The sequence below is a fragment of the Amycolatopsis sp. NPDC051045 genome, assembly GCF_040682955.1.
Classification (GTDB): domain Bacteria; phylum Actinomycetota; class Actinomycetes; order Mycobacteriales; family Pseudonocardiaceae; genus Amycolatopsis.
Genome location: NZ_JBFBCC010000002.1, coordinates 70,619 through 91,482, shown reverse-complemented (window position 1 = coordinate 91,482; position 20,864 = coordinate 70,619). Strand labels below are relative to the sequence as shown.

The 20,864-nt window shown below is 70.4% G+C and carries 20 protein-coding genes; 11 read left to right on the top strand and 9 right to left on the bottom strand.

What is annotated here, in order from left to right; genetic code table 11:
- Positions 1–108 precede the first annotated feature (108 nt).
- Positions 109–885, bottom strand: coding sequence for an isoprenyl transferase (locus AB0M80_RS04530; protein ID WP_364558799.1), 777 nt, complete (start codon positions 883–885; stop codon positions 109–111).
- A gap of 111 nt (positions 886–996) precedes the next feature.
- Here AB0M80_RS04530 and AB0M80_RS04525 point away from each other — a divergent pair, with 111 nt between their 5' ends.
- Entirely contained in the window at positions 997–1,638 is a 642-nt protein-coding gene (locus tag AB0M80_RS04525; RefSeq protein WP_364560317.1) for a hemolysin III family protein, read from the top strand.
- Positions 1,639–1,791: 153 nt separating this feature from the next.
- Here AB0M80_RS04525 and AB0M80_RS04520 read toward each other — a convergent pair whose 3' ends face one another.
- Positions 1,792–2,265, bottom strand: a complete 474-nt coding sequence (locus AB0M80_RS04520; protein WP_364558796.1) for a carboxymuconolactone decarboxylase family protein — start codon at positions 2,263–2,265, stop codon at positions 1,792–1,794.
- 306 nt (positions 2,266–2,571) lie between these two features.
- Here AB0M80_RS04520 and AB0M80_RS04515 point away from each other — a divergent pair, with 306 nt between their 5' ends.
- A complete protein-coding gene (locus AB0M80_RS04515) occupies positions 2,572–3,318 on the top strand; it encodes a PRC and DUF2382 domain-containing protein (RefSeq protein WP_364558793.1) in 747 nt (248 codons plus the stop codon).
- Positions 3,319–3,385: 67 nt separating this feature from the next.
- Here the strand turns inward: AB0M80_RS04515 and AB0M80_RS04510 are convergent, their stop codons facing one another.
- Positions 3,386–5,275 (bottom strand): acyl-CoA dehydrogenase, encoded by a 1,890-nt coding sequence (locus AB0M80_RS04510; RefSeq protein ID WP_364558791.1) that lies wholly within the window; start codon positions 5,273–5,275, stop codon positions 3,386–3,388.
- Between the two features lie 80 nt (positions 5,276–5,355).
- Entirely contained in the window at positions 5,356–6,729 is a 1,374-nt protein-coding gene (locus tag AB0M80_RS04505) for a glycosyl hydrolase family 28 protein (RefSeq protein ID WP_364558788.1), read from the bottom strand.
- 171 nt (positions 6,730–6,900) lie between these two features.
- Here AB0M80_RS04505 and AB0M80_RS04500 point away from each other — a divergent pair, with 171 nt between their 5' ends.
- Together AB0M80_RS04500 and AB0M80_RS04495 are read left to right on the top strand one after the other, a co-directional pair.
- Complete coding sequence (locus AB0M80_RS04500) at positions 6,901–7,875, top strand: DUF6745 domain-containing protein (protein WP_364558785.1); 975 nt, start codon at positions 6,901–6,903, stop codon at positions 7,873–7,875.
- A gap of 19 nt (positions 7,876–7,894) precedes the next feature.
- Positions 7,895–8,323, top strand: a complete 429-nt coding sequence (locus tag AB0M80_RS04495; RefSeq protein ID WP_364558782.1) for a hypothetical protein — start codon at positions 7,895–7,897, stop codon at positions 8,321–8,323.
- Positions 8,324–8,425: 102 nt separating this feature from the next.
- Here AB0M80_RS04495 and AB0M80_RS04490 read toward each other — a convergent pair whose 3' ends face one another.
- Both AB0M80_RS04490 and AB0M80_RS04485 read right to left on the bottom strand, forming a co-directional pair.
- A complete protein-coding gene (locus AB0M80_RS04490; RefSeq protein ID WP_364558779.1) occupies positions 8,426–8,983 on the bottom strand; it encodes a hypothetical protein in 558 nt (185 codons plus the stop codon).
- Positions 8,984–9,068: 85 nt separating this feature from the next.
- Positions 9,069–11,045: a thioredoxin domain-containing protein gene (locus AB0M80_RS04485; RefSeq protein ID WP_364558778.1), complete on the bottom strand. Its 1,977-nt coding sequence runs from the start codon at positions 11,043–11,045 to the stop codon at positions 9,069–9,071.
- Between the two features lie 65 nt (positions 11,046–11,110).
- Here AB0M80_RS04485 and AB0M80_RS04480 point away from each other — a divergent pair, with 65 nt between their 5' ends.
- Positions 11,111–12,478, top strand: a complete 1,368-nt coding sequence (locus AB0M80_RS04480) for a 3' terminal RNA ribose 2'-O-methyltransferase Hen1 (protein ID WP_364558775.1) — start codon at positions 11,111–11,113, stop codon at positions 12,476–12,478.
- Entirely contained in the window at positions 12,475–14,967 is a 2,493-nt protein-coding gene (locus tag AB0M80_RS04475; protein ID WP_364558772.1) for a polynucleotide kinase-phosphatase, read from the top strand. The genes AB0M80_RS04480 and AB0M80_RS04475 overlap by 4 nt, the downstream gene beginning before the upstream one ends.
- Here AB0M80_RS04475 and AB0M80_RS04470 read toward each other — a convergent pair whose 3' ends face one another.
- Positions 14,968–15,291 carry a hypothetical protein gene (locus AB0M80_RS04470; protein ID WP_364558769.1) on the bottom strand — a complete coding sequence of 108 codons (324 nt, stop codon included), beginning with the start codon at positions 15,289–15,291 and terminating at the stop codon, positions 14,968–14,970.
- Complete coding sequence (mca, locus tag AB0M80_RS04465; protein WP_364558766.1) at positions 15,288–16,199, bottom strand: mycothiol conjugate amidase Mca; 912 nt, start codon at positions 16,197–16,199, stop codon at positions 15,288–15,290. The genes AB0M80_RS04470 and mca overlap by 4 nt, the downstream gene beginning before the upstream one ends.
- A gap of 135 nt (positions 16,200–16,334) precedes the next feature.
- Here mca and AB0M80_RS04460 point away from each other — a divergent pair, with 135 nt between their 5' ends.
- The 3 genes from AB0M80_RS04460 (at position 16,335) to AB0M80_RS04450 (ending at position 18,350) form a co-directional block, all read left to right on the top strand.
- Complete coding sequence (locus AB0M80_RS04460) at positions 16,335–16,790, top strand: DUF4307 domain-containing protein (RefSeq protein WP_364558763.1); 456 nt, start codon at positions 16,335–16,337, stop codon at positions 16,788–16,790.
- 195 nt (positions 16,791–16,985) lie between these two features.
- Positions 16,986–17,489 (top strand): transcription elongation factor GreA, encoded by a 504-nt coding sequence (gene greA, locus AB0M80_RS04455; RefSeq protein WP_364558760.1) that lies wholly within the window; start codon positions 16,986–16,988, stop codon positions 17,487–17,489.
- Between the two features lie 48 nt (positions 17,490–17,537).
- A complete protein-coding gene (locus AB0M80_RS04450) occupies positions 17,538–18,350 on the top strand; it encodes an MBL fold metallo-hydrolase (protein WP_364558757.1) in 813 nt (270 codons plus the stop codon).
- Positions 18,351–18,353: 3 nt separating this feature from the next.
- Here the strand turns inward: AB0M80_RS04450 and AB0M80_RS04445 are convergent, their stop codons facing one another.
- The gene (locus tag AB0M80_RS04445) at positions 18,354–18,827 is read right to left on the bottom strand and encodes an Lrp/AsnC family transcriptional regulator (protein WP_285993949.1); all 474 of its coding nucleotides are present in this window, start codon (positions 18,825–18,827) and stop codon (positions 18,354–18,356) included.
- Positions 18,828–18,948: 121 nt separating this feature from the next.
- Between AB0M80_RS04445 and hppD the strand changes: the two genes are divergently transcribed.
- Entirely contained in the window at positions 18,949–20,148 is a 1,200-nt protein-coding gene (gene hppD / locus AB0M80_RS04440; RefSeq protein ID WP_364558755.1) for a 4-hydroxyphenylpyruvate dioxygenase, read from the top strand.
- Between the two features lie 163 nt (positions 20,149–20,311).
- Entirely contained in the window at positions 20,312–20,863 is a 552-nt protein-coding gene (locus tag AB0M80_RS04435; protein WP_364558752.1) for a YbaB/EbfC family nucleoid-associated protein, read from the top strand.
- Position 20,864 lies beyond the last annotated feature (1 nt).

Genomic DNA, 20,864 nt, shown 5'->3' with positions numbered 1-20,864 from the left:
AATGCCGGATCGCGCAGGGAGCCAACACGGTGATTCGCCAGATCGTCACCTCACCGTCGGTCGTCCGAAACAGACACCGGGTGACGGTCACCTGGAGTGACCGGGTCGTTAAGAGCCGAACCGGCGGTGCCGCCAGGCGTAGTCGCGGATGGCGCGCAGGAAGTCGACGCGGCGGAACGCGGGCCAATACGCTTCGGTGAACCAGAACTCCGAATGCGCCGACTGCCACAGCAGGAACCCGGAAAGCCGCTGTTCGCCCGAGGTGCGGATGATGAGGTCCGGGTCCGGCTGCCCCGAGGTGTAGAGGTGCTCGGAGATGTGGTCGACGTCGAGGATCTTCGCCAGCTCGTGGATGGACGTGCCCTCGTCGGCGTGCTGGCGCAGCAGCTTGCGCACGGCGTCCGCGATTTCCTGGCGCCCGCCGTAACCGACCGCGATGTTGACCTCCATCCCGGTCCGCCCTTCGGTCCGGGCGGCGGCTTCGCTGAGTCGCTTCGCGACTTCGGCGGGCAGCAGGTCGAGGGCGCCGACGATCCGCAGCCGCCACGGCGTCCCGGGCGCGGCGAGCTCGTCGGTGACGTCGGTGATGATCTTCAGCAGCGGCGTGAGCTCGTCCGGGTCCCGGTTGAGGTTGTCGGTCGACAGCAGCCACATGGTGACCACCTCGACGTCGGCCTCCTGGCACCAGCTCAGGAAGTCCGCGATCTTCTTCGCCCCGGCGCGGTGACCGTCCGAAACGTCCGCGAAGCCCGCTTCACGGGCCCAGCGGCGATTGCCATCGAGCATGATGGCGATGTGCCGGGGATGCCGGCCGGCGGCCTGCTGGATGAGGCGCCTGCCGTAGGCGCTGTACACGACGTCGGACAAGAACGAGCGAACACTCACGTCGAGGTAGCGTACGCACCCCCGTGTGAGGCGTGTGACTTGAGCACTGCTGGAGAACCTACGCTGTCGTAGCCTGGTGGGGTGAGCTTTACGACGGATCCCCCACCGGTGGTGGACGCCCGTCCGCGCCTGCGGGGGCACATCCACTTCTGGACGTTCTTCGGCGCCGTCGCCGCGGCGGCGACGCTGGTCGCCCTGGCGGCGTCCACAGTGTCCCCGATCGCGACCCTGGCGACGTCGGTCTACGGGCTGACGGTGCTGGGCCTGTTCGGCGTGAGCGCGCTGTACCACCGTCGTTTTTGGAGCCCGCGCGCGTACAAGTGGATGAAGCGCGCGGACCACTCGATGATCTTCCTGTTCATCGCGGGCACGTACACACCGTTCACCCTGCTGGCGATGTCGAAGCCGACGGGTTACGTGATCCTGTCGATCGTGTGGGGCGGAGCCATCGCGGGTGTCGCTCTGAAGATGCTGTGGCCGAACGCGCCGCGGTGGCTCGGGGTGCCGATCTACATCGCGCTCGGCTGGGTGGCGGTGTTCGTGTTCCCCGAGCTGGCGACGCACGCCGGGGCCGGGGCGCTGGTGTTGCTGTGCGTGGGCGGGTTGTTCTACACGCTGGGTGCGGTGTTCTACGCCGTCAAGTGGCCGAATCACTGGCCTGAGACGTTCGGGTACCACGAGTACTTCCACGCGTGCACGGTGCTGGCGGCGGTGTCGCACTACATCGCGATCTGGCTGGCCATGTACGCCTAGCTGCGGTTTTACCGGGCAACGCGGCGCATCAAGGCCTCCAGCGCGCGCTCACGATCTGTGACTCCCAGGCGCGCACCGTGCTGCCGACCACAACGCGGACCACGGCTCAGGGTGAAGGGCCGAAGGGGACCGAGCGCGGTCCCCTTCGGACAGTCAGCCGAACATTCCCGGCTGGTACTCGCCCGCCGGGTTGCGGGCGATCACGTTCAGCCGGTTCCACGCGTTGATCATGGCCACCAGGGCGATCAACGCCCCGATCTGCTCCTCGTCGAAGTGCTTGCGCACCGCGGCCCACGTCTCGTCGCTGACGCCGGAGTGCGTGTCCGCCAGGCGGGTGCCCTCCTCCGTCAGCGCCAGGGCCGCGCGCTCGGCCTCGGTGAACACCACCGCTTCGCGCCACGCCGCCACCATCGCCAGGCGGACCGCCGTCTCGCCGGCCGCCGCCGCGTCCTTCGTGTGCATGTCCAGGCACATTCCGCAGCCGTTGATCTGGCTCGCGCGGATCTTCACCAGCTCCTGGGTCGCCTTCGGGAGGGACGACTCCTCGACCGGGTGGGACGCCGCGATCAGGCGCTTGACGAACTTGGCGGTGACCTCGTTCTCGAACATGTTGAGCCGCGCTTCCATGGTCGCTCCCTTTCCTCGTCTGCTTCACCCCATTGACGACGCAGGCGACGACGTTGTGACAGCGCGGCGAGTGACGCCCGTCACGGGGAATCCAGGTCCACCCCTTGCGCTCCCCGCACGGCGCCGGTCACGCCCGGGACACCGCGTTCCACCAGCGGGACCACCCGCACCTGGCCAGCGGCGGACCCTTCCAAACTGCCACGTTCAGGGGTCACCCACGGGAACACCACGACGGTTGCCGTGCTCATCCAGGCGGCCGACGGTAGGCCTCATCCAAACCCGACGCGCAGAAGGAGCACGACCACGATGGCCATGACCATGCAGCCTCAGGAACTCATCGACAGTGCCGTGGTCGACCCGGACGGCAACAAGCTCGGAAAGGTCGGCAACGTCTACCTCGCCGACGCGACGCACCAGCCCGAGTGGATCACCGTCAAGACCGGCCTGTTCGGCACGAAGGAAAGCTTCGTCCCGCTCTCCGGCGCGCACACGGACCGGGACGGCATCCACGTCCAGGTCGACAAGGACAGCGTCTCCGACGCGCCCCGCATCGACGCCGACGGGCACCTCTCGCCCGAAGAGAGCGAGCAGCTCTACCAGCACTACGGCTTGCCCGTGCCGCGCACCTCGCCGGACGGGCGGATGGACCGCGGCAAGCCCGCCAGGAGCGGGCGCGAGAAGCGCGACGACCGCGCCATGACGCGCTCCGAGGAGCGGCTGAACGTCGGAACCGAGCAGGTCGAAACCGGACGTGTGCGGCTGCGCAAGTACGTCGTCACCGAAGAGCAGCAGGTCACCGTGCCGGTGCGGCACGAGGAGGTGCGCGTCGAACGGGAACCGATCACCCGTGGGGACGGCAAGGCGGAGATCGGCGAGGCCGAGCAGGACGTCGTCCTGCACGCCGAGAAACCCGTGGTGCGCAAGGAAACCGTGCCGGTCGAACGAGCGCGCCTGCGGACCGAGACGGTCAGTGACGAGCAGACCGTCTCCGGCAAGGTCCGCAAGGAGCAGTTCGAGGTCACCGACGACGACCGCAAGCACCGGCGGTCCTGAAGGCTCCCGGACGGGTGGCCGGTCCCCGATACCGGCCACCCGTCCGGGCACCACCGCGGCCGAGCGGTCAGGACGTGAGCATCGGCGCCGCGAGGAACTGCTCCGGGATCGCGAACGCGTCCACCAGCGTGCGCGCGTGCGGGCGCAGCTCCGAGCACAGCCGGTTCACCGCCGACGTGACGGCCTTCGCGCGCGACGCCGTCAGGCGGCCGTGGCCCAGGAACCACGCCAGATCCTCTTCGATCGCCGACAACGCGTACAGGTCGCAGACGCGCTCGAGCAGCGTGCGGGCGTCCGGGTCTTCGCAGCGCTCGACGGCCGCCGTGAACGCTTCGAGCATCAGGCGCTCGACGTGGACGCGGCCCGCGCGCAGCACGTGGTCCTGCGCCGAGTTGAACACGCCGAACGGGTCGGCAGCCGCCTTGCGCAGGCGCTTCGCCACGCCTTCGACGACGTGGTCCTCGCGGTCCTCGAACAGCCGCAGCTGCCACTCGCGGCGGAAGAAGACCTCCGCGTCGGACCCCACCGTGAGCGATTCGACCGCCTTCCGCGCCGACGTCCGCTCCAGCACCGCGCTGACCACCTGCTCGGCGATGAAGCGGGCCGTCGCCAGCGGCGACAGGTCCTCGAAGTCCTGCTTGTAGCTGGTGAGCAGGCCCTTCGCGACCAGCTGCAGCAGCACCGTGTTGTCACCTTCGAACGTCGTGAAGACGTCGGTGTCGGCCTTCAGCCCCGGCAGCAGGTTCTCCGCCAGGTAACCCGCCCCGCCGCACGCCTCGCGCGCGGTCTGGATCGCCGAGGTCGCGTGCCACGTCGTGAGCGCCTTCAACCCGGCGGCGCGCGACTCCAGCTCGCGCTGCTCCTCCTCGGGCGCCGACGAATCGATGTCGTGCAGCTTCGAGACCAGCTCTTCCTGGGCGAAGTGCAGCGCGTACGTCTTCGCCAGCGCCGGCAGGAGCTTCCGCTGGTGGGCCAGGTAGTCGAGGACGACGACCTCGTCGCCGTCCGGCTTCGCGAACTGGCGGCGGACCTCGCCGTAGCGGATCGCCAGCGTCAGCGCGCGTTTCGTGGCGTTGCCCGCGCTGCCCGCGACGCTCACCCGGCCGCGGATCAGCGTGCCCAGCATCGTGAAGAACCGGCGGCTGTCGCTTTCGATCGGGCTCGAGTACGTCCCGTCTTCGGCGACGTCACCGAAGCGGTTCAGCAGGGCTTCGCGCGGAATCCGGACGTTGTCGAAGCCCAGCCGTCCATTGTCGACACCGTTGAGGCCCGCCTTCGGACCGCAGTCCTCGATGGACACCCCGGGCATCGGCGCGCCGTCGTCGTCCCGGATCGGCACGAGGAACGCGTGCACGCCCCGCGATTCCGATCCGGTGATCAGCTGCGCGAAGACCACCGCCATCCGGCCGTCACGGGCCGCGTTGCCGATGTATTCCTTCCGCGCCACGGCGTCCGGCGTGTGCACCACGAAACCACCGTCCACGAAGGTCGCCGTGGTGCGCAGGTGCTGGACGTCGGAACCGTGGCCGTGCTCGGTCATCGCGAAGCAGCCCAGCAGGTCGAGGTCCATGATCGCGCGCAGGTACCGCTCGTGGTGACGCGCGGTGCCGAGCAACTGGACGGCGCCGCCGAACAAGCCCCACTGGACGCCGGCCTTGACCATCAACGACAGGTCGCCGAAGCCGAGCATCTCGAACGACGTCACCGAGCCGCCGACGTCGCCACCGCCGCCGTACGCCGGGTCGAACCCCAGGCCCGGCCGGTCGGTCTCGGCGAGGGCGCGCAGCTGGTCGAGCACTTGGGCGCGGTGCGCCTCGATGCCGAGGTCCACCGGGTCCCGGAACTCCGCGTCAGCCATCTGCGCCCGCACCCCGCGGCGCAGCTCGGCCCAGCGGCCGTCGAGGACGGCGGTCAGTGCGTCCGGATCCACCTTCGAGGGCACTTCGGGGACGTCCACGGCTACCTCCGGAAAGGACGAACGGCAGGCTTCCTACTCGTTGGTAGTAAGCCTGCCGCAGCGTGGGCGATCCCGCAGGTTCAGATCGGCTTCCCGTTGATCGTCACACTCGTGAACCGGGCGTTGTCCACGTACTTCAGCGTGTTCGAGGTGTCGGCCACACCCGCGAACTTCGAGTTCGCCACGGCCAGCCCGTGCACGTGGGCCTTCGAGAGCCCGCTGACGTCGAACGTCTTGCCCGCGATCTTCGTGCTCGAGCAATTGCCGATTGTGAACGGCCCGAACGACGGGACGGAACCGCCGGTCTGGCTGTTGTAGGTCGACGTGACGTACACGAAGTTTCGCGCGAAGGTGCCGGAAACACTGTCGAGGTTGACGTTCTCCGTGAAGCCGCCACGCAGCGTGTTGGACTTCACGTACAGCGCGAACTTCGTGTCACCCTTGACGGTCAGCCGGTAGGCGTACACGTTCCGGATCCCGCCGGTCTGCTCGCTGCCGCAGGTGATCGCGCCCCAGTTGCCGTTCATCACGCAGTTCACCACGACCAGGTTCTGGCACGGGACGTTCACCCGGCGCCCGTCGGCGTCGCGGCCGGACTTGATGGCGATGTTGTCGTCGTGCGCGCCCAAGGTGCAGTTCGCGATGACGACGTGGTCGCACGACTCCGGGTCGCAGCCGTCGGTGTTGCTGTGCGCGGTGCTGGAGTCGGTGCTGACGCCTTCGACCGTGACGTTGCGGCACAGCGTCGGGTGCAGCTGCCAGAACATGGAGTTCTTCAGGGTGATGCCCTGGATCACCACGTTTTCGCAGGCGTACGGCTCGACGAACGCCGACCGCATTATGTGCCCCGAACCGGGAACGACCCGCTTCTCCGGCGCCACTCCCTTCGCCACCAACGATTCCAGGTACGCCCGGTCGCTGCCCTTGTTCCACGACGAGGTGGCCGCCGCGTCGAGCGTGCCGCTGCCGGTGAGGCCGATGTTCTTTTCCCCGTAGGCGTAGATCATCGGCGAGCGGTTGACGCACTCGATGCCTTCGTAGCGCGTCAGGACGTTCGGGAACTTCTCCGCGTCACCGCTGAACTTCAGCACCGAGCCGGGTTCGAGGTGCAGGTCGACGTGGCTCTTGAGGTGGATGGCGCCGGTCAGGAAGCTGCCACCGCCCGGCACGATGACATGCCCGCCGCCGGCCGCGGCGCACGCCTCGATCGCCTTCGCGATCGCCGCGGTGTTGTCGGTCTTGCCGTCGTTCTTCGCGCCGTAGCCGGTGATCGGGAAAGTGCGGTCCGGGAACGCGGGGATCGTCGTGTTCGCGACGATGTCGTTCGCCGCCGGCCACGGGAGCGGGGGAACGTCGATGCGGGGGGCCGCCGAGGCGACGGCCGGGAGCAGCGGCACCGCCGCCACCGCGAGCCCGCCCTTGATCAGCTGCCGCCGGGTGAACCTGCCGTCCATGGACACTTCCTTCACGGGAAGACCTGGTGCGACGGCGGAACCACGGCACGGACCGTGGGCACGGAGAACTTTAAGCCCAGGATCGGCTCCAGTTCCAGGCTTGCGCGATCGGCGAAAAGGCTGTCATCATCGCAGCATGTCGATTCGAAAGGGCGTGCGCGCCCTCGCGCGTTGAGCGCCTCGCGGCGGCCGGACCGCCGGATTCCCGATATTTCCGCGTGGCTGGACCACGCCTTCTGTACGGACCCCGCTGATCGCGTCGCGGCCGAGGACGCCATCAGCCGGCTCTACGCCCTGCTGGGCGAACCACCGCCGCAGTTCGTCTGGGTGCTTTCCCCGAACGCCGCCGTGCCACGGCTGCGGCCGTCGCCCGCCCTTTCGCTGGAGCCGGTGGAAGCCCGCCTGGCGACGCGGGTGGCCGCCCTGCGGGAACGACGGCGCGACCTCTCGCCCGAGGCGCGGCAGACCGTCAAGGAAGCCGTCGCCGGGCTGGTCCGGGCGGCCATCCCGCAGACACTCGGCCTGCACTGGTACGGCCAGCAGGACGCCTACTGGGTGCCGCCGGGTTCGGGTGATCCGGAGCTGGAACTGTGGGCCACGCTGGTCCGCTCCTGCGGCTGGTGGTGGCCGCGCGAGGGCGTCTGCGTCGTCGCCGAACGGCCGCTGGCGATCCGCACCGAGCCGTCGGGAAGCGCTTACCGGCTGCACAGCGCGACCGGGCCCGCGGTGGTGTATCCCGACGGCTGGGGCGTGCACGCGTGGCACGGCACGCGGGTGCCGTCCTGGGTAATCGAAGACCCCACGGCGGACCGGATCAACCGGGAGTTCAACGTCGAGGTGCGGCGCTGCGCCGTCGAGCACCTCGGCTGGGCGGCCTACATCGAGCAGGCCGGGCTGCGGCTGCTGAGCCGGGCGCCCGATCCCGGCAATCCCGGCTGCGAACTCCAGCTCTACAACCTGCCACCGCAGAAGTGGCACGCGCCTTCGCGGCTGCTCCTGGCGGTGAACGGCTCGGTGGAGCGCGACGGCACCCGCCGCCGCTACGGGCTGCGCGTGCCCGCCGAATTCGACCATCCCCTCGACGCGGCCGGCTGGTCGTACGGGCTCACGGGGGCCCAGTACGCCCGCCTGCAGCGCCGGACCTGAGTCTTCCCAAGGTGATCACATGTTTCTTGCCGAACTGCTCGACCGGACCGGACTCGACGTCCTCGACCACCTGGACCGCCAGGTCACCGTCCCGGTGATCGACGGGCTCCAGGCCCAAGGCGACCTGATCGTCCTGCCACTGGCGTTGCTGGGCACGGTGCCCGAGCGCCGCGACGGGTGGGAACTGCCTGCCGAAGGCCGCGAACTGGTTCGTGGCGAGGCGGGCAACAACCCGCACACGCTCGTCGCGGACCCGGGCACCTGCCGCCTGATGACGTGGTGGGGCGACCCCGAACGACTGGCGGTCGTGGCCTTCGAGAACACCGCGCCGGCGTACCTCATCCATCCCGAGCACGGCGCCACCGGGATCGCGCCCGGGGCCTGGTTCGTCCGCCGCCAACGGGAAATGGGAGCCGGCTTCCGCAAGCCGGTGCTCGTCGCCGACTGACTGCGGTGGGGTGCTGCCGAGGGGGCAGCACCCCACCGCTCTCGGAAGTCCGTGAATGCCCCTTTGACGGACGTAAAGTCCGTCAAAGGGCCATTCACGGATTCAGGTGAGGTCGGGGCCCTTCGAGCGCAGGTCGTCGACCTTGCTCATCGCCTCCCGCAGCTCACCCAGCCAGCTGTCGGCGTGCTGGCCGACCAAGCGCACCGCCCACGCCAGCGCGTCCGACCGGGACCGGGCCACACCCGCGTCGACCAGCGTGTCCAGCACCAGGCGCTCCGGCTGGCGCAGGCGGGTCATCACCGGGGCCGAGTGCGTCGTGAACAGCGCCGTCGTCCCACCCAGCCGCGCGCCCCACGCCACTTTGCGCTGGTAGCGGTGCTCGGCCTGGCGGGCGATCTCGATGCGCTCGTCGCGCGTCTCCTCGCGGAACCGGCTGATGCGGCCCTCCTCGGCCGCCGCGCGGGCCGCGTCGTCCGCGTACTCCTCCGTCAGCGCCGGCAGCTCGCCGACCACGATGATCTCCTCGCGGTCGGCCGTGACCTCCGGTGCGCCGGTGAACCAGCCGTCGGGCAGGCGGCCGCCGAACCAGGCCGCCGCGTCGTCCGCCGGCGGGACCTCGGCCTGCTGCCAGCCGCGGCCTCCTCGCCATCCTCGTCCCATGTCGCACCTCCGCGATTACATGATTACATCGCTACCGAAGCTACGCCTGATACACGGCAAACGGGATGGCGTTCACCCAGGGCGATCAGAGCTGGGCGGTCAGCTCCTCGGCGGACGTGACCGGACGGTCGCAGACGTAACCCCGGCACACGTACGCCGCCGGGGCGCCGTCGACCAGCGGCCGGTCCGCCAGCAGCGGGACGCCCGGCGCGTCCGGCTCGCCGGCGAGCACGATGCCGCCGCCGTGCACGCCCCGGGCCGCGGCCAGCCGCAGTGAAGCGTCCGCGCCCACCACCGCGACCTGCACCGGGCCGGCCTGCAGGGCCTCGGCGACCGACAGCCAGTGCCCGGCGAACCGCGGCACCCGCCCGGCCAGCACCCCGGCGCGGCGCAGCGCCTGCTCGGCCGCCTCCCGGTACCGGGACGAATCGGCGTTCCCCGCGAGCGCGGACGCCGTCAGTAGCGCCCCGGCCAGCGCGGACGCCCCCGACGGGCTCGCGTTGTCGCCCGGGTCGGCCGGGCGCTGGACCAGCGTCTCGGCGTCGTCGGCCGTGTCGAAGTACGCACCGGGAACGTCCGGGGACGCGAAGTGGGCCAGCGCCAGGTCGAGCAGCCGGGTCGCTTCGGTGAGCCACTTCGCCTCGCCCGTGGCCTGGTGCAGGGCCAGGAACCCGTCGGCGACGCAGGCGTAGTCCTCGAGCACACCGGCGGATTCGCCGACGACGCCGTCGCGCGAGCTGCGCCGCAACCGGCCGTCGACGACGTGCACCCGCAGCAACAGCCCGGCCGCCTCCCGGGCCCACTGAATCCACTGTGGACGATCCAGGGCGACGCCCGCTTCGGCCAGCGCCGTGATCGCCAGGCCGTTCCAGGACGCGATCACCTTGTCGTCCCGGCCCGGCTGCGGCCGCTTCGCGCGGGCCTCCAGAAGCTTGACGCGGATCGGTTCGGGCAGGTCGCCGAACAGGCGCAACGTGGAGGCACCCTCCTCGAAGGTGCCCTCGTCGGTGACGCCGAACAGCTCCGCCGCACGCGAGCCGTCTTCGTCGCCGAGCACCTCGCGCAGCTGCGCCGGCGTCCAGACGTACGTCAGGCCCTCGACGCCTTCGGTGTCCGCGTCCAGTGAAGACGCGAAGCCACCTTCGGGCGTCCGCAAGCCCGAAGCGAGGAACTCCGCGGTGCCCGTGGCGACGCGCAACGCCGTCGCCGAACCGGTTCGCCGCCAGAGGTGCGCGTAAAAGCGCAGGAGCAACGCGTTGTCGTACAGCATCTTCTCGAAGTGCGGCACGATCCACTCGGCGTCCACGGAGTAGCGCGCGAAGCCGCCGGCCAGCTGGTCGTACAGGCCGCCACGGGCCATCGCTTCCGCCGTCGAGTCCACAAGGGACAAAGCGACCTGCGACCCGGTGCGTTCGTGGTGGCGCAGCAGGAACTCCAGGACCATCGACGGCGGGAACTTCGGCGCGCGGCCGAACCCGCCGTTGACCGGGTCCGCCTCCTGCTGGAGCTGCCCGACCGCGCCGGCGAGCACCGCTTCGTCCACAACGGACTCCTTGAGCGGCCCGGTCTGCTCGGCGAGGTGCGCGACGATCTGCTTGGCGCCGTCGAGCAGCTCGTCCGGTCGCTCCTGCCACGCTTCGATGACGGCGGCCAGGAGCTGCCGGAACGACGGCATGCCCGGCCGTGGCGACGGCGGGGAGTAGGTGCCGCAGTGGAACGGCTCGCCGTCCGGGGTGAGGAAGCAGGTCATCGGCCAGCCGCCCTGGCCGGTCATCGCCTGGGTGGCGGCCATGTACACGGCGTCGATGTCCGGCCGCTCCTCGCGGTCGACCTTGATGTTGACGAAGTTCGCGTTCATCATGGCCGCGGTTCCGGCGTCCTCGAACGACTCGTGCGCCATGACGTGGCACCAGTGACAGGCGGCGTAGCCCACGGACAGCAGGATCGGCACGTTCCGCCGCCGTGCCTCGGCGAGTGCGTCCGGCCCCCAGGGCCACCAGTCGACCGGGTTGTCCGCGTGCTGGAGCAGGTACGGGCTGGTCGCGCTGGCGAGGCGGTTCATGCCTCCAGGGTCGCACCCGGGAAAACCGGGCGCGCGGTCACCGGCCCGTCGGCCACACTGAGCCGGTGCTGCTGACCATCACGACGACCCGGAACCCCGCCACCGACCTGGGCTTTCTCCTGCACAAGCACCCGGAGAAGGCGCAGTCGGTCGCGCTGTCCGCCGGCACCGCGCACGTCTTCTACCCGGCGGCGTCGCCGGAGCGGTGCACCGCCGCGTTGTTCGTCGAGATCGACCCGATCGAGCTCGTCCGCGGCGGTGCGACGTCGCTCACCCAGTACGTCAACGACCGGCCGTACGCCGGCGGCTCGTACCTCGCGGTGGCGCTGCGAGCCGCGTTCACCACGGCGCTCGCCGGGCGCTGCACCGCCCGTCCCGAGCTGGTCGACGAGCCGTTCGACCTGGAGATCCACGTGCCGTCGCTGTCCGCTCGCGGCGGGGCGGAGGTCGTGCACAAGCTGTTCGAGCCGCTCGGCTGGCGCGTCTCGGCCACGCCGATCCCGCTCGACCCGCAGTTCCCGCAGTGGGGCGAGAGTCACTATGTCGACTTGCGGCTCGCCGGCACCCAGCGCGTCGCCGACGCACTGCGCCACCTGTACGTGCTGCTGCCCGCGCTCGACGGCGACAAGCACTACTGGGTCGGCCAGGACGAGGCCGACAAGCTGCTGCGCGCCGGCGACGGCTGGCTCGCCGCGCACCCCGAGCGCACGCTCATCACGAACCGCTACCTCGAGCGGCGCCGCCCGGTCGTCTCGTACGCGCTTTCGCGGCTGGCCGAGGCGGACGACGTCCCGGCGGAGGCCGAAGCGCTGGTCACGGAGGTGCCGGACAAGCCGGAGAGCCTCGCGTCGCAGCGCCACGGCAGCGTGCTGGCCGCGTTGCGGGCCGCGGGCGCCCGGCGCGTCCTCGACCTCGGCTGCGGGTCCGGCGCGCTGCTGCGCGTGCTCGAGAAGGACCGCTCGTTCACCGAGATCGTCGGCGTCGACGTCTCCGCGCGTGCCCTGGACATCGCGGAGAAGCGGCTGAAGGACACCACCCGCGTCACGCTGCGGCAGTCCGCGCTGACCTACGCCGATCCGGCGCTGGCCGGGTTCGACGCCGCCGTGCTCATGGAGGTCGTCGAACACGTCGACCAGGAGCGGCTCCCGGCCCTGGAACACGCGGTGTTCGGGGTCGCGGCGCCGCGCACGGTGCTCGTCACGACGCCCAACGCGGAGTACAACCGGCTGTTCGAGTTCCTGCCGATGGGGCATTTCCGGCACGCCGACCACCGGTTCGAATGGACCCGAGCCGAGTTCCGCGCCTGGGCGGACGGCGTCGCGACCCGGCGTGGCTACGACGTCCGATACGTGCCGATCGGACCGGAGGACCAGGAATCGGGACCGCCGACCCAGCTGGCGGTCTTCACCACCCACGAGGAGGTGACCGCGTGAAGCTGACCGTCCCCGACATGGCGCTCGTCGTGCTCGTCGGCGCTTCCGGCTCCGGCAAGTCGACGTTCGCGCGCACGCACTTCGCCCCGACGCAGGTGCTCTCCAGCGACTTCTTCCGCGGGCTCGTCGCCGACGACGAGAACGACCAGTCCGCGTCGGCCGACGCCTTCGACGCGCTGCACTACATCGCGGCGAAGCGGCTCGCGGCCGGGCGGACGACCGTCATCGACGCGACGAACGTCCAGCGTGCTTCGCGGGCGAGCCTGGTGAAGCTCGCGAAGGAGCACGACGTGCTGCCGACGGCGATCGTGCTGGACCTGCCGGTGGCCGTCTGCGCCGCCCGCAACGCGTCGCGGACCGACCGCGACTTCGGCGACCACGTGATCCGGCGGCAGCGCGGCGAGCTGCAGCGGTCGCTGAAGTCGCTGGAGCGCGAGGGTTTCCGGCGGGTGCACGTGCTGCGGTCCGAAGCCGAGGTGGCCGCGGCGGAGATCGTCGTCGAGCCGCTGCGCAACGACAAGCGCGAGCTGACCGGCCCCTTCGACGTGATCGGCGACGTCCACGGCTGCGCCGCCGAGCTCGAGGAACTGCTGGCCGAGCTGGGGTACGTCGACGGCGTGCACCCGGCGGGGCGGACGGCGGTGTTCGTCGGCGACCTCGTCGACCGCGGCCCGGACACCCCAGGCGTCTTGCGGCGCGTGATGGCCATGGCCTCGTCCGGCAACGCACTGGTCGTCTGCGGCAACCACGAGCAGAAGCTGGTGCGCGCCCTGCACGGGCGGAAGGTCAACGTCGCGCACGGCCTCGCCGAGTCACTCGAGCAACTCGCCGCGGAAACCGAGGAGTTCCGCAAGAAGGTGCACGAATTCTGTGACGGGCTGATCGCGCACTACGTCCTCGACGGCGGAAAGCTCGTCGTCGCGCACGCCGGGCTGCCCGAGCGGTACCACGGGCGCGCGTCCGGGCGGGTGCGGAGCATGGCGCTCTACGGCGACACGACCGGCGAGACCGACGAGTACGGCCTGCCGGTGCGGCTGCCCTGGGCCCACGACTACCGCGGATCCGCGATGGTCCTCTACGGGCACACGCCGACGCTGGAGCCGGAGTGGGTCAACAACACCATGTGCCTCGACACCGGGGCGGTGTTCGGCGGGAAGCTGACCGCGCTGCGCTACCCGGAGCGTGAAGTCGTCTCGGTGAAGGCGCACCGGGTCTGGTACGAGCCGACCCGTCCGCTCGACGCGGCGCGGCCGCTCGGCGGGCGGGAGCCGGCGGTGCTGGAGCTGACCGACGTCACCGGGAAGCGGATCGTGCAGACCGCGCACCACGGCCGGATCGGCGTCTCGGCGGAGCAGTCGGCGGCGGCGCTGGAGGTGATGAGCCGGTTCGCGGTCGACCCGCGCTGGCTGACGTACCTGCCGCCGACGATGGCGCCGTGCTCGACGTCGGCGCGCTCCGATCACCTCGAGCACCCCGAGGAGGCGTTCGCCGAGTACCGGGCCGCGGGCGTGCAGTCGGTGCTGTGCGAGGAGAAGCACATGGGCTCGCGGGCCGTCGTGCTGGTCTGCCGGGACGACGACGTGGCCTACCGGCGCTTCGGGATCCGAGGCGGCGGCGCGGTGTACACGCGGACCGGGAGGCCGTTCTTCTCGGCGGAGCAGAACGCTTCGCTGCTCGACGACGTACGCGCGGCGGCGGCCGGGCTGTTCGAAGAGCTGGGCTCGGGCTGGTTGCTGCTCGACGCCGAGCTGCTGCCGTGGAGCGCCAAGGCGGACTCGCTGATTTCGTCTCAGTACGCCTCGGTGGGTGCGGCCGCCGAGGCCGTGCTGCCGGCGGCGGTTTCAGCCTTGACGACGGCGGCCGCGCGGGGCATCGACGTCGGCGATCTCCTGGCGCGGACGGCATCCCGGGAGTCCGCAGCGGGCTCCTACCGGACGGCGTACCGGCGCTACTGCTGGCCCACCTCCGGGCTGGACGGCGTCCGGCTCGCGCCGTTCCAGCTGCTGGCGTCCGAAGGGAAGGCCTACCACGACCGGCCGCATTCGTGGCACCTGTCGCTGCTCGACGGCCTCGCGGGCCCGCGTTTCCAGCGGACCCGGACGCTCGAGGTGGACCTGCTGGACGAGGCGTCGGTGGCTCGCGGCATCTCGTGGTGGGAGGAACTGACGGCCGGCGGCGGCGAGGGCATGGTCGTCAAGCCGGCGGCGAACCTGACGCGGGGTGCGCGCGGGCTGGTCCAGCCCGGGGTCAAGGTGCGCGGACGTGAGTACCTGCGGATCATCTACGGGCCCGACTACACGCTGCCGGCGAACCTGGAGCGGCTGCGCAAGCGCGGGTTGAACCGGAAGCGGATGCTGGCGCTGCGGGAGTACGCGCTCGGGCTGGAGGCGCTGGAGCGCGTGGCGCGGGGTGAGCCGCTGTGGCGGGTGCACGAGTGCGTGTTCGCGGTGCTCGCGCTGGAGTCGGACCCGGTGGACCCGCGGCTCTAGCTAACTGTCGGCTTTGGTGGTCGAGGGGCCCTTCGCGGGCTTCTCGGCCACCTCCGGCTCCGCGGCGGCCTCGGGCCGCTCCGGCTTCTCCTCCGCGGGCGGGTCGTCGAAGCTGGCCGGGACGCGCTTGAGGTGCTTCGTCATCGAGCGGACCAGGAAGGCGACCGCGATGAGGAACAGGATCAGCACCAGGAAGCCGACCGGGGAGGACTTGCCGAAGTCCTCCCCCTGCCCGCCGTTGTCGCCGTTGCCCGGCTGCTGCGTCAGGACCAGGGCCGACGCGGTCACCGGAAGCGCCACGCCGGCCGGCAGCGTCAGACTCATGTGTTCACCTTCTCCTTGATGCCGGCGAACAGGTCGTCCTCCGGCAAGGTGCTGTCCACCAGCGACTTGACCAGCTCGTACTCCTCGGTCGGCCAGACCTCGCGCTGCATCTCCCGCGGCACCGCGAACCAGCGGCTGGTGGGGTCGATCTGCGTGGCGTGCGCCTTCAGCGCCTCGTCCCGCACCTCGAAGTATTCACCGCACTCGACGCGGGTCGTCACCCGCTCCATCACATCGGCCTTGTCCGCGTCCCACTTCGCCAGCCACTCGGTGTACGGGGACTCGAGCCCGGCCTCCTTCAGCGCCGAGTCGAAGGCCAGCATCCGGGCTCGCGAGAAGCCGTGCATGTAGTACAGCTTCAGGGGCTGCCACGGCTCGCCGGCGTCGGGGAAGCGGTCCGGGTCCGGCGCCGCGTCCCACGCCGCCATCGACACCTCGTGGGTGCGGATGTGGTCGGGGTGCGGGTAGCCGCCGTTCTCGTCGTAGGTCGTGATCACGTGCGGGCGGAACTCGCGGATCACGCGCACCAGCGCCTCCGTGGACTCCTCCAGCGGGACGACGGCGAACGACCCCTCGGGCAGTGGCGGCAGCGGGTCGCCCTCCGGCAGGCCGGAGTCCACGAAGCCGAGCCAGTGCTGGCTCACGCCGAGGATCTTGGCCGCGCGGGCCATCTCCTCACGGCGGACCTCGGTCATGTTGGCCAGCACCTCGGGCCGGTCCATGGCCGGGTTCAGGATGCTGCCGGCTTCGCCCCCGGTGCACGTGACGACCAGCACCTCGTGCCCCTCGGCGGCGTAGCGCGCCATCGTGGCGGCACCCTTGCTCGACTCGTCGTCCGGGTGCGCGTGCACGGCCATCATGCGCAGGCTCGGGTTGGCGGTGTTCCTCAGCTCGTCGGCGTCCACCATGCTCCGAACGACTCCCCTTCTGCCCTTATTCCGCGACCCACCTGCGGGCCGCCCACCCAGCGGGCGGATACTCGAGACGTACCCGCAGCCCCCATTGTCCCCACGGGTACGACAGGAACGAGCAGGAGGCCCGGGTTGGCAGGCGGACCGGCGGAAACGGCCGTCGGCGGCGGCGCGCCCGCGCTGCCCGCGGACCGGTACGGCACCGGGCGCGCGGCGACGTCCCGGCGCTGGCGGCGCTGGCTCTTCCTGGCCATCGCCCTGCTGGTCAGCGGCCTGATCGCGTGGATCGCGTACGTCAACCTCGGCGCCGCGCCGATCGACGCCGAGCGCGTCGCGTTCAGCGCGAAACCGGGCAACGCGATGGAAATCACCATCAACGTCACCCGGGACGACAACAGCAGGCCGGGCGTGTGCGTCGTCCGCGTCCGCGACAAGACCGGGGCCGAGAGCGGCCGCAAGGAGCTCCTGATCCCCGCCGGCGCGAAGTACAGCAGGATGAGCACGACGATCAAGAGCATCGGGGAACCGGTGACCGCCGACGTGTTCGGCTGCTCCTACGACGTACCACGCTATCTGTCAACCCCATAGCGGCCAACGGGGTGAACCGCGCGCTCAACGCCCAGGGCGCGAGGAAATAATGGGCGTCGACCTCTCGCGCCGTGATACTCTGACCCCTCAGCACGGTCCGCGACGGGCCGTGTTTTTCCTTTATCTCAGCCACGCGGGCACCTAGGCCCGCGTGGGCCGGCTTGAACACGCAAGCCTGGCAGGCCCGACGAGGAGATGGTGACCGTGAGCGACACCAAGGTGACCTGGCTCACCCAGGATGCCTACGACCGGCTCAAGAGCGAACTCGACGAGATGATCGAGAATCGCCCGGTTATCGCCGCGCGCATCAACGACAGCCGCGAAGAAGGCGACCTCAAGGAGAACGGCGGCTACCACGCCGCCCGTGAAGAACAGGGCCAGGCCGAGGCGCGCATCCGGCACCTGCAGGAACTGCTGCGTTCGGCCAAGGTCGGCGAGGCGCCGGCGAACGACGGCACGGCCGGCCCCGGCAAGGTGCTCACCGTCCGGTACGAGGGTGACGACGAGGACGAGAAGTTCCTGCTCGCCACCCGCGAAGAGGGCGCCGAGGGCGAACTCGACGTGTACTCCCCGGAGTCGCCGCTGGGCAAGGCCCTGCTCGGCGCCAAGGAGGGTGAGTCCCGCGAGTACGAACTACCCAACGGCAAGGTGCAGAAGGTGACCCTCGTGAAGGCGGTTCCCTACACCGACACCAAATAACGGCCGCTAGCGTGTCTCCCGGGATCCACATTCCGGGAGGAAACAGCCGTGAGCACCGAACCGATCTGCCAGGCCTGCGGCATGCAGTACGCCGCGGCCCGCGACGACTGCCCGGTCTGCGAGGACGAACGCCAATACGTCCCGCAGTCCGGGCAGCGGTGGACGAACCTCGAGACCCTGCGCGCGAGCGGTGACTACACCCCGCGCATCGAAGAGCAGGGCCCGGGCATCATCGGCGTCGGCTCGAACCCCGGCTTCGCGATCGGCGAACGTGCGCTGCTCGTGCGAGCGCGCTCGGGGAACTTCCTGTGGGACTGCGCGGCCTACCTCGACGACGCCCTGGTGGCGCGGGTGCGCGATCTGGGCGGCATCACCGGCATCGCGATCAGCCACCCGCACTACTACACGACGATGGTCGAGTGGGCGCACGCGTTCGACGTGCCGATCTACCTGCACGAAGGCGACGAGCAGTGGATCGGCCGCCCCGACCCGGCGGTCGAGCTGTGGTCCGGCACAACCCTCGACGTCGCTCCGGACCTCCGGCTGATCAACCTCGGCGTGCACTTCGCGGGCGGCACGGTCCTGCACTGGCCCGACGGTGAGGAAGGCCGGGGCGCACTGCTGTCCGGCGACATCGTGCAGGTCATCCCCGACCGGACGCACGTGGGCTTCATGTACAGCTACCCGAACCTCGTCCCGGAGCGCCCCCACATCGTGCGCCGCGCGGCGGAACTGCTGGCGGGGTACCGGTTCGACGCGATCTACGGTGCTTGGTGGGACGCGATCGTCCGCACCGACGGCTTCGAGGTCGTCCAGCGCTCGGCGAAGCGGTACCTGGCCCAGGTGCTCGACGAAGGCTGACCGTCAGCCCCGCGCGGTCCGCTCCAGCAGGGGGCGGACCCGCGGCGGCACCGGCGTCGACAACGCGATCGACGTCGACGTCCGCAGCACGTCCGGGACGCCGACCACCTTGTCGATCACCCGCTGCAGATCGTCGTTGCCGCGCGCCACCATGCGGACGAACAGGTCGCCCTGGCCGGTGGTCGCGTGGACCTCGCACACCTCGTCGATCGCCGCGAGGGCCTCGGCGACCTCCGCGCGCCGGCCCTGCGCGATTTCGAGCACCGCGAACGCCGTCAGGCCGTAACCCATCGCCGCCAGGTCCAGCTCGGGCGGGAAGCCGCCGAGGATGCCGCGCTCGGTCAGGCGGTCGAGCCGGGCCTGGACGGTGCCGCGGGCGACGCCGAGCCGGCGCGCGCACTCCAGCACCCCCAGCCGCGGCGAGTCGGTGAGCAACAGCAGCAGCCGCGCGTCCAGCGCGTCGAGGTTCTCCGGCATTGCTCTCTTCCCTGCACAAGTTGTCCATCGTGACCGCCGGTGCCCGGCCCTCGCCCAGCACATTGTCCAGTAAAAACCGAGACCATTGCTCATCTTGCCGCACAGGCTGATCCTTCGGGGTATGACCCAGACTGCCGAACCCCAGGGTGCCCTCGACGACGTCAGCTACGACCAGCTGCGTCAGCTGGTCGGGCTCGTCGACCACGACGCCTCGACCGACCCGTTCCCGGTCAAGGCCATGGACGCGGTGGTGTTCATCGCCGGCAACGCCACCCAGACCGCCTGGTACTACCAGATCGCGTTCGGGATGCAGCTCGTCGCGTACTCCGGTCCCGAGACCGGCGACTACGAGCGCAAGTCCTACGTGCTGAAGTCCGGCTCGGCCCGGTTCGTCATCACCGGCGGCGTGAAGCCGGACTCGCCGCTGCTCGACCACCACCGCAAGCACGGCGACGGCGTCATCGACCTGGCGCTGGAGACCACCGACGTCGACAAGTGCGTCGAGCACGCCCGCGCGCAGGGCGCGACCGTCCTCGAGGAGCCGCACGACGTCTCCGACGCCCACGGCACCGTGCGCGTCGCCGCGATCGCGACCTACGGCGAGACCCGCCACTCGCTGGTCGACCGGTCGCGCTACCACGGCGTCTACCTGCCCGGCTACGAGCCGCGCGAGAGCACGGTCAAGCGGCCCGAAGGCGCGCCGAAGCGACTGTTCCAGGCCGTCGACCACTGCGTCGGCAACGTCGAGCTCGGCAAGATGGACTACTGGGTCGACTGGTACCACCGCGTCATGGGCTTCGTGAACATGGCGGAGTTCGTCGGCGACGACATCGCGACCGAGTACTCGGCGCTGATGAGCAAGGTCGTCTCGAACGGCAACCACCGGGTCAAGTTCCCGCTGAACGAGCCCGCCGTGGCGAAGAAGAAGTCGCAGATCGACGAGTACCTCGAGTTCTACGGCGGCGCCGGCTGCCAGCACATCGCGCTGGCCACCAACGACATCATCGCCACGGTCACCGCGATGCGCGCCGCCGGCGTGGAGTTCCTCGACACCCCGGACTCCTACTACGACGACCCCGAGCTGCGCGCCCGGATCGGCAACGTCCGCGTGCCGATCGAGGTGCTCAAGCAGCACAGCATCCTGGTCGACCGCGACGAGGACGGCTACCTGCTGCAGATCTTCACCAAGCCGATCGGCGACCGCCCGACCGTGTTCTACGAGCTGATCGAGCGGCACGGCTCGCTGGGCTTCGGCAAGGGCAACTTCAAGGCGTTGTTCGAGGCGATCGAGCGGGAACAGGAACGCCGAGGCAATCTTTAACGCCGAGGCGCCATCAGCACAGCGCCGCGGCAACCTCTGACCCATCTCGGCGAAGGCCACCGTGGGAGACTTCCGGGTCCCCTATGGTGGCCTTTGGCGTGAACCGGGAACCGCGGGCGGCCCCGATCCGTCAGTGTGGAGAAGCTCAAGAGAAGGGGCCGTGATGCCGGACAGCATCGACGCCAGCGACGCGATGATCGACAACTGGACCAAGCGGCTCGAGGAGAACGCCGCCCGGTACCAGGCGCTGGCCGATCGCATGCAGGGTCAGACGGTCACCGAGCGGTCGAAGGACGGCACGGTCCAGGTGACCGTCGATTCGCGCGGGCTGCTGAAGAACCTGGTGATCGCGGAGAGCGCGGCCGGCAAACGGATGGCCGAGGTGTCGGCGCAGGTGATGCAGCTGGTGCAGCGGGCGCAGGCGCGGATCCCGGAGCTGCTGCAGCAGGCCATGACCGAGACCACCGGCACCGGCGACCAGGCCGCGGCCGAGATCGTCCGCGAGGCGCAGAGCACGTTCCCGGAGCCGCCGCCCGAGGCCGAGCCGGCGTTCCCGGAACCCGACCGCGTCCGCCGGTTCCTGCCGGAGGACACCGAGGAACCGCCGCCCGCACCGCCGCGGACCCCGCCGCCGCCACCGCAGCAGCAACCGCGTCGCCGCCGCCCGGCGGACGACTCCGACGACGACGACTTCGGCGGACCGATCCTGTCCTGAG

Coding starts and splice junctions, on each gene's coding strand:
- AB0M80_RS04520 (WP_364558796.1), bottom strand. CDS start 2,265: ATGGAAGCGCGGCTCAACATGTTCGAGAACGAGGTCACCGCCAAGTTC.
- AB0M80_RS04515 (WP_364558793.1), top strand. CDS start 2,572: ATGGCCATGACCATGCAGCCTCAGGAACTCATCGACAGTGCCGTGGTC.
- AB0M80_RS04505 (WP_364558788.1), bottom strand. CDS start 6,729: ATGGACGGCAGGTTCACCCGGCGGCAGCTGATCAAGGGCGGGCTCGCG.
- AB0M80_RS04495 (WP_364558782.1), top strand. CDS start 7,895: ATGTTTCTTGCCGAACTGCTCGACCGGACCGGACTCGACGTCCTCGAC.
- AB0M80_RS04490 (WP_364558779.1), bottom strand. CDS start 8,983: ATGGGACGAGGATGGCGAGGAGGCCGCGGCTGGCAGCAGGCCGAGGTC.
- AB0M80_RS04485 (WP_364558778.1), bottom strand. CDS start 11,045: ATGAACCGCCTCGCCAGCGCGACCAGCCCGTACCTGCTCCAGCACGCG.
- AB0M80_RS04470 (WP_364558769.1), bottom strand. CDS start 15,291: ATGAGTCTGACGCTGCCGGCCGGCGTGGCGCTTCCGGTGACCGCGTCG.
- mca (WP_364558766.1), bottom strand. CDS start 16,199: ATGGTGGACGCCGACGAGCTGAGGAACACCGCCAACCCGAGCCTGCGC.
- greA (WP_364558760.1), top strand. CDS start 16,986: ATGGTGACCGTGAGCGACACCAAGGTGACCTGGCTCACCCAGGATGCC.
- AB0M80_RS04445 (WP_285993949.1), bottom strand. CDS start 18,827: ATGCCGGAGAACCTCGACGCGCTGGACGCGCGGCTGCTGCTGTTGCTC.
- hppD (WP_364558755.1), top strand. CDS start 18,949: ATGACCCAGACTGCCGAACCCCAGGGTGCCCTCGACGACGTCAGCTAC.
- AB0M80_RS04435 (WP_364558752.1), top strand. CDS start 20,312: ATGCCGGACAGCATCGACGCCAGCGACGCGATGATCGACAACTGGACC.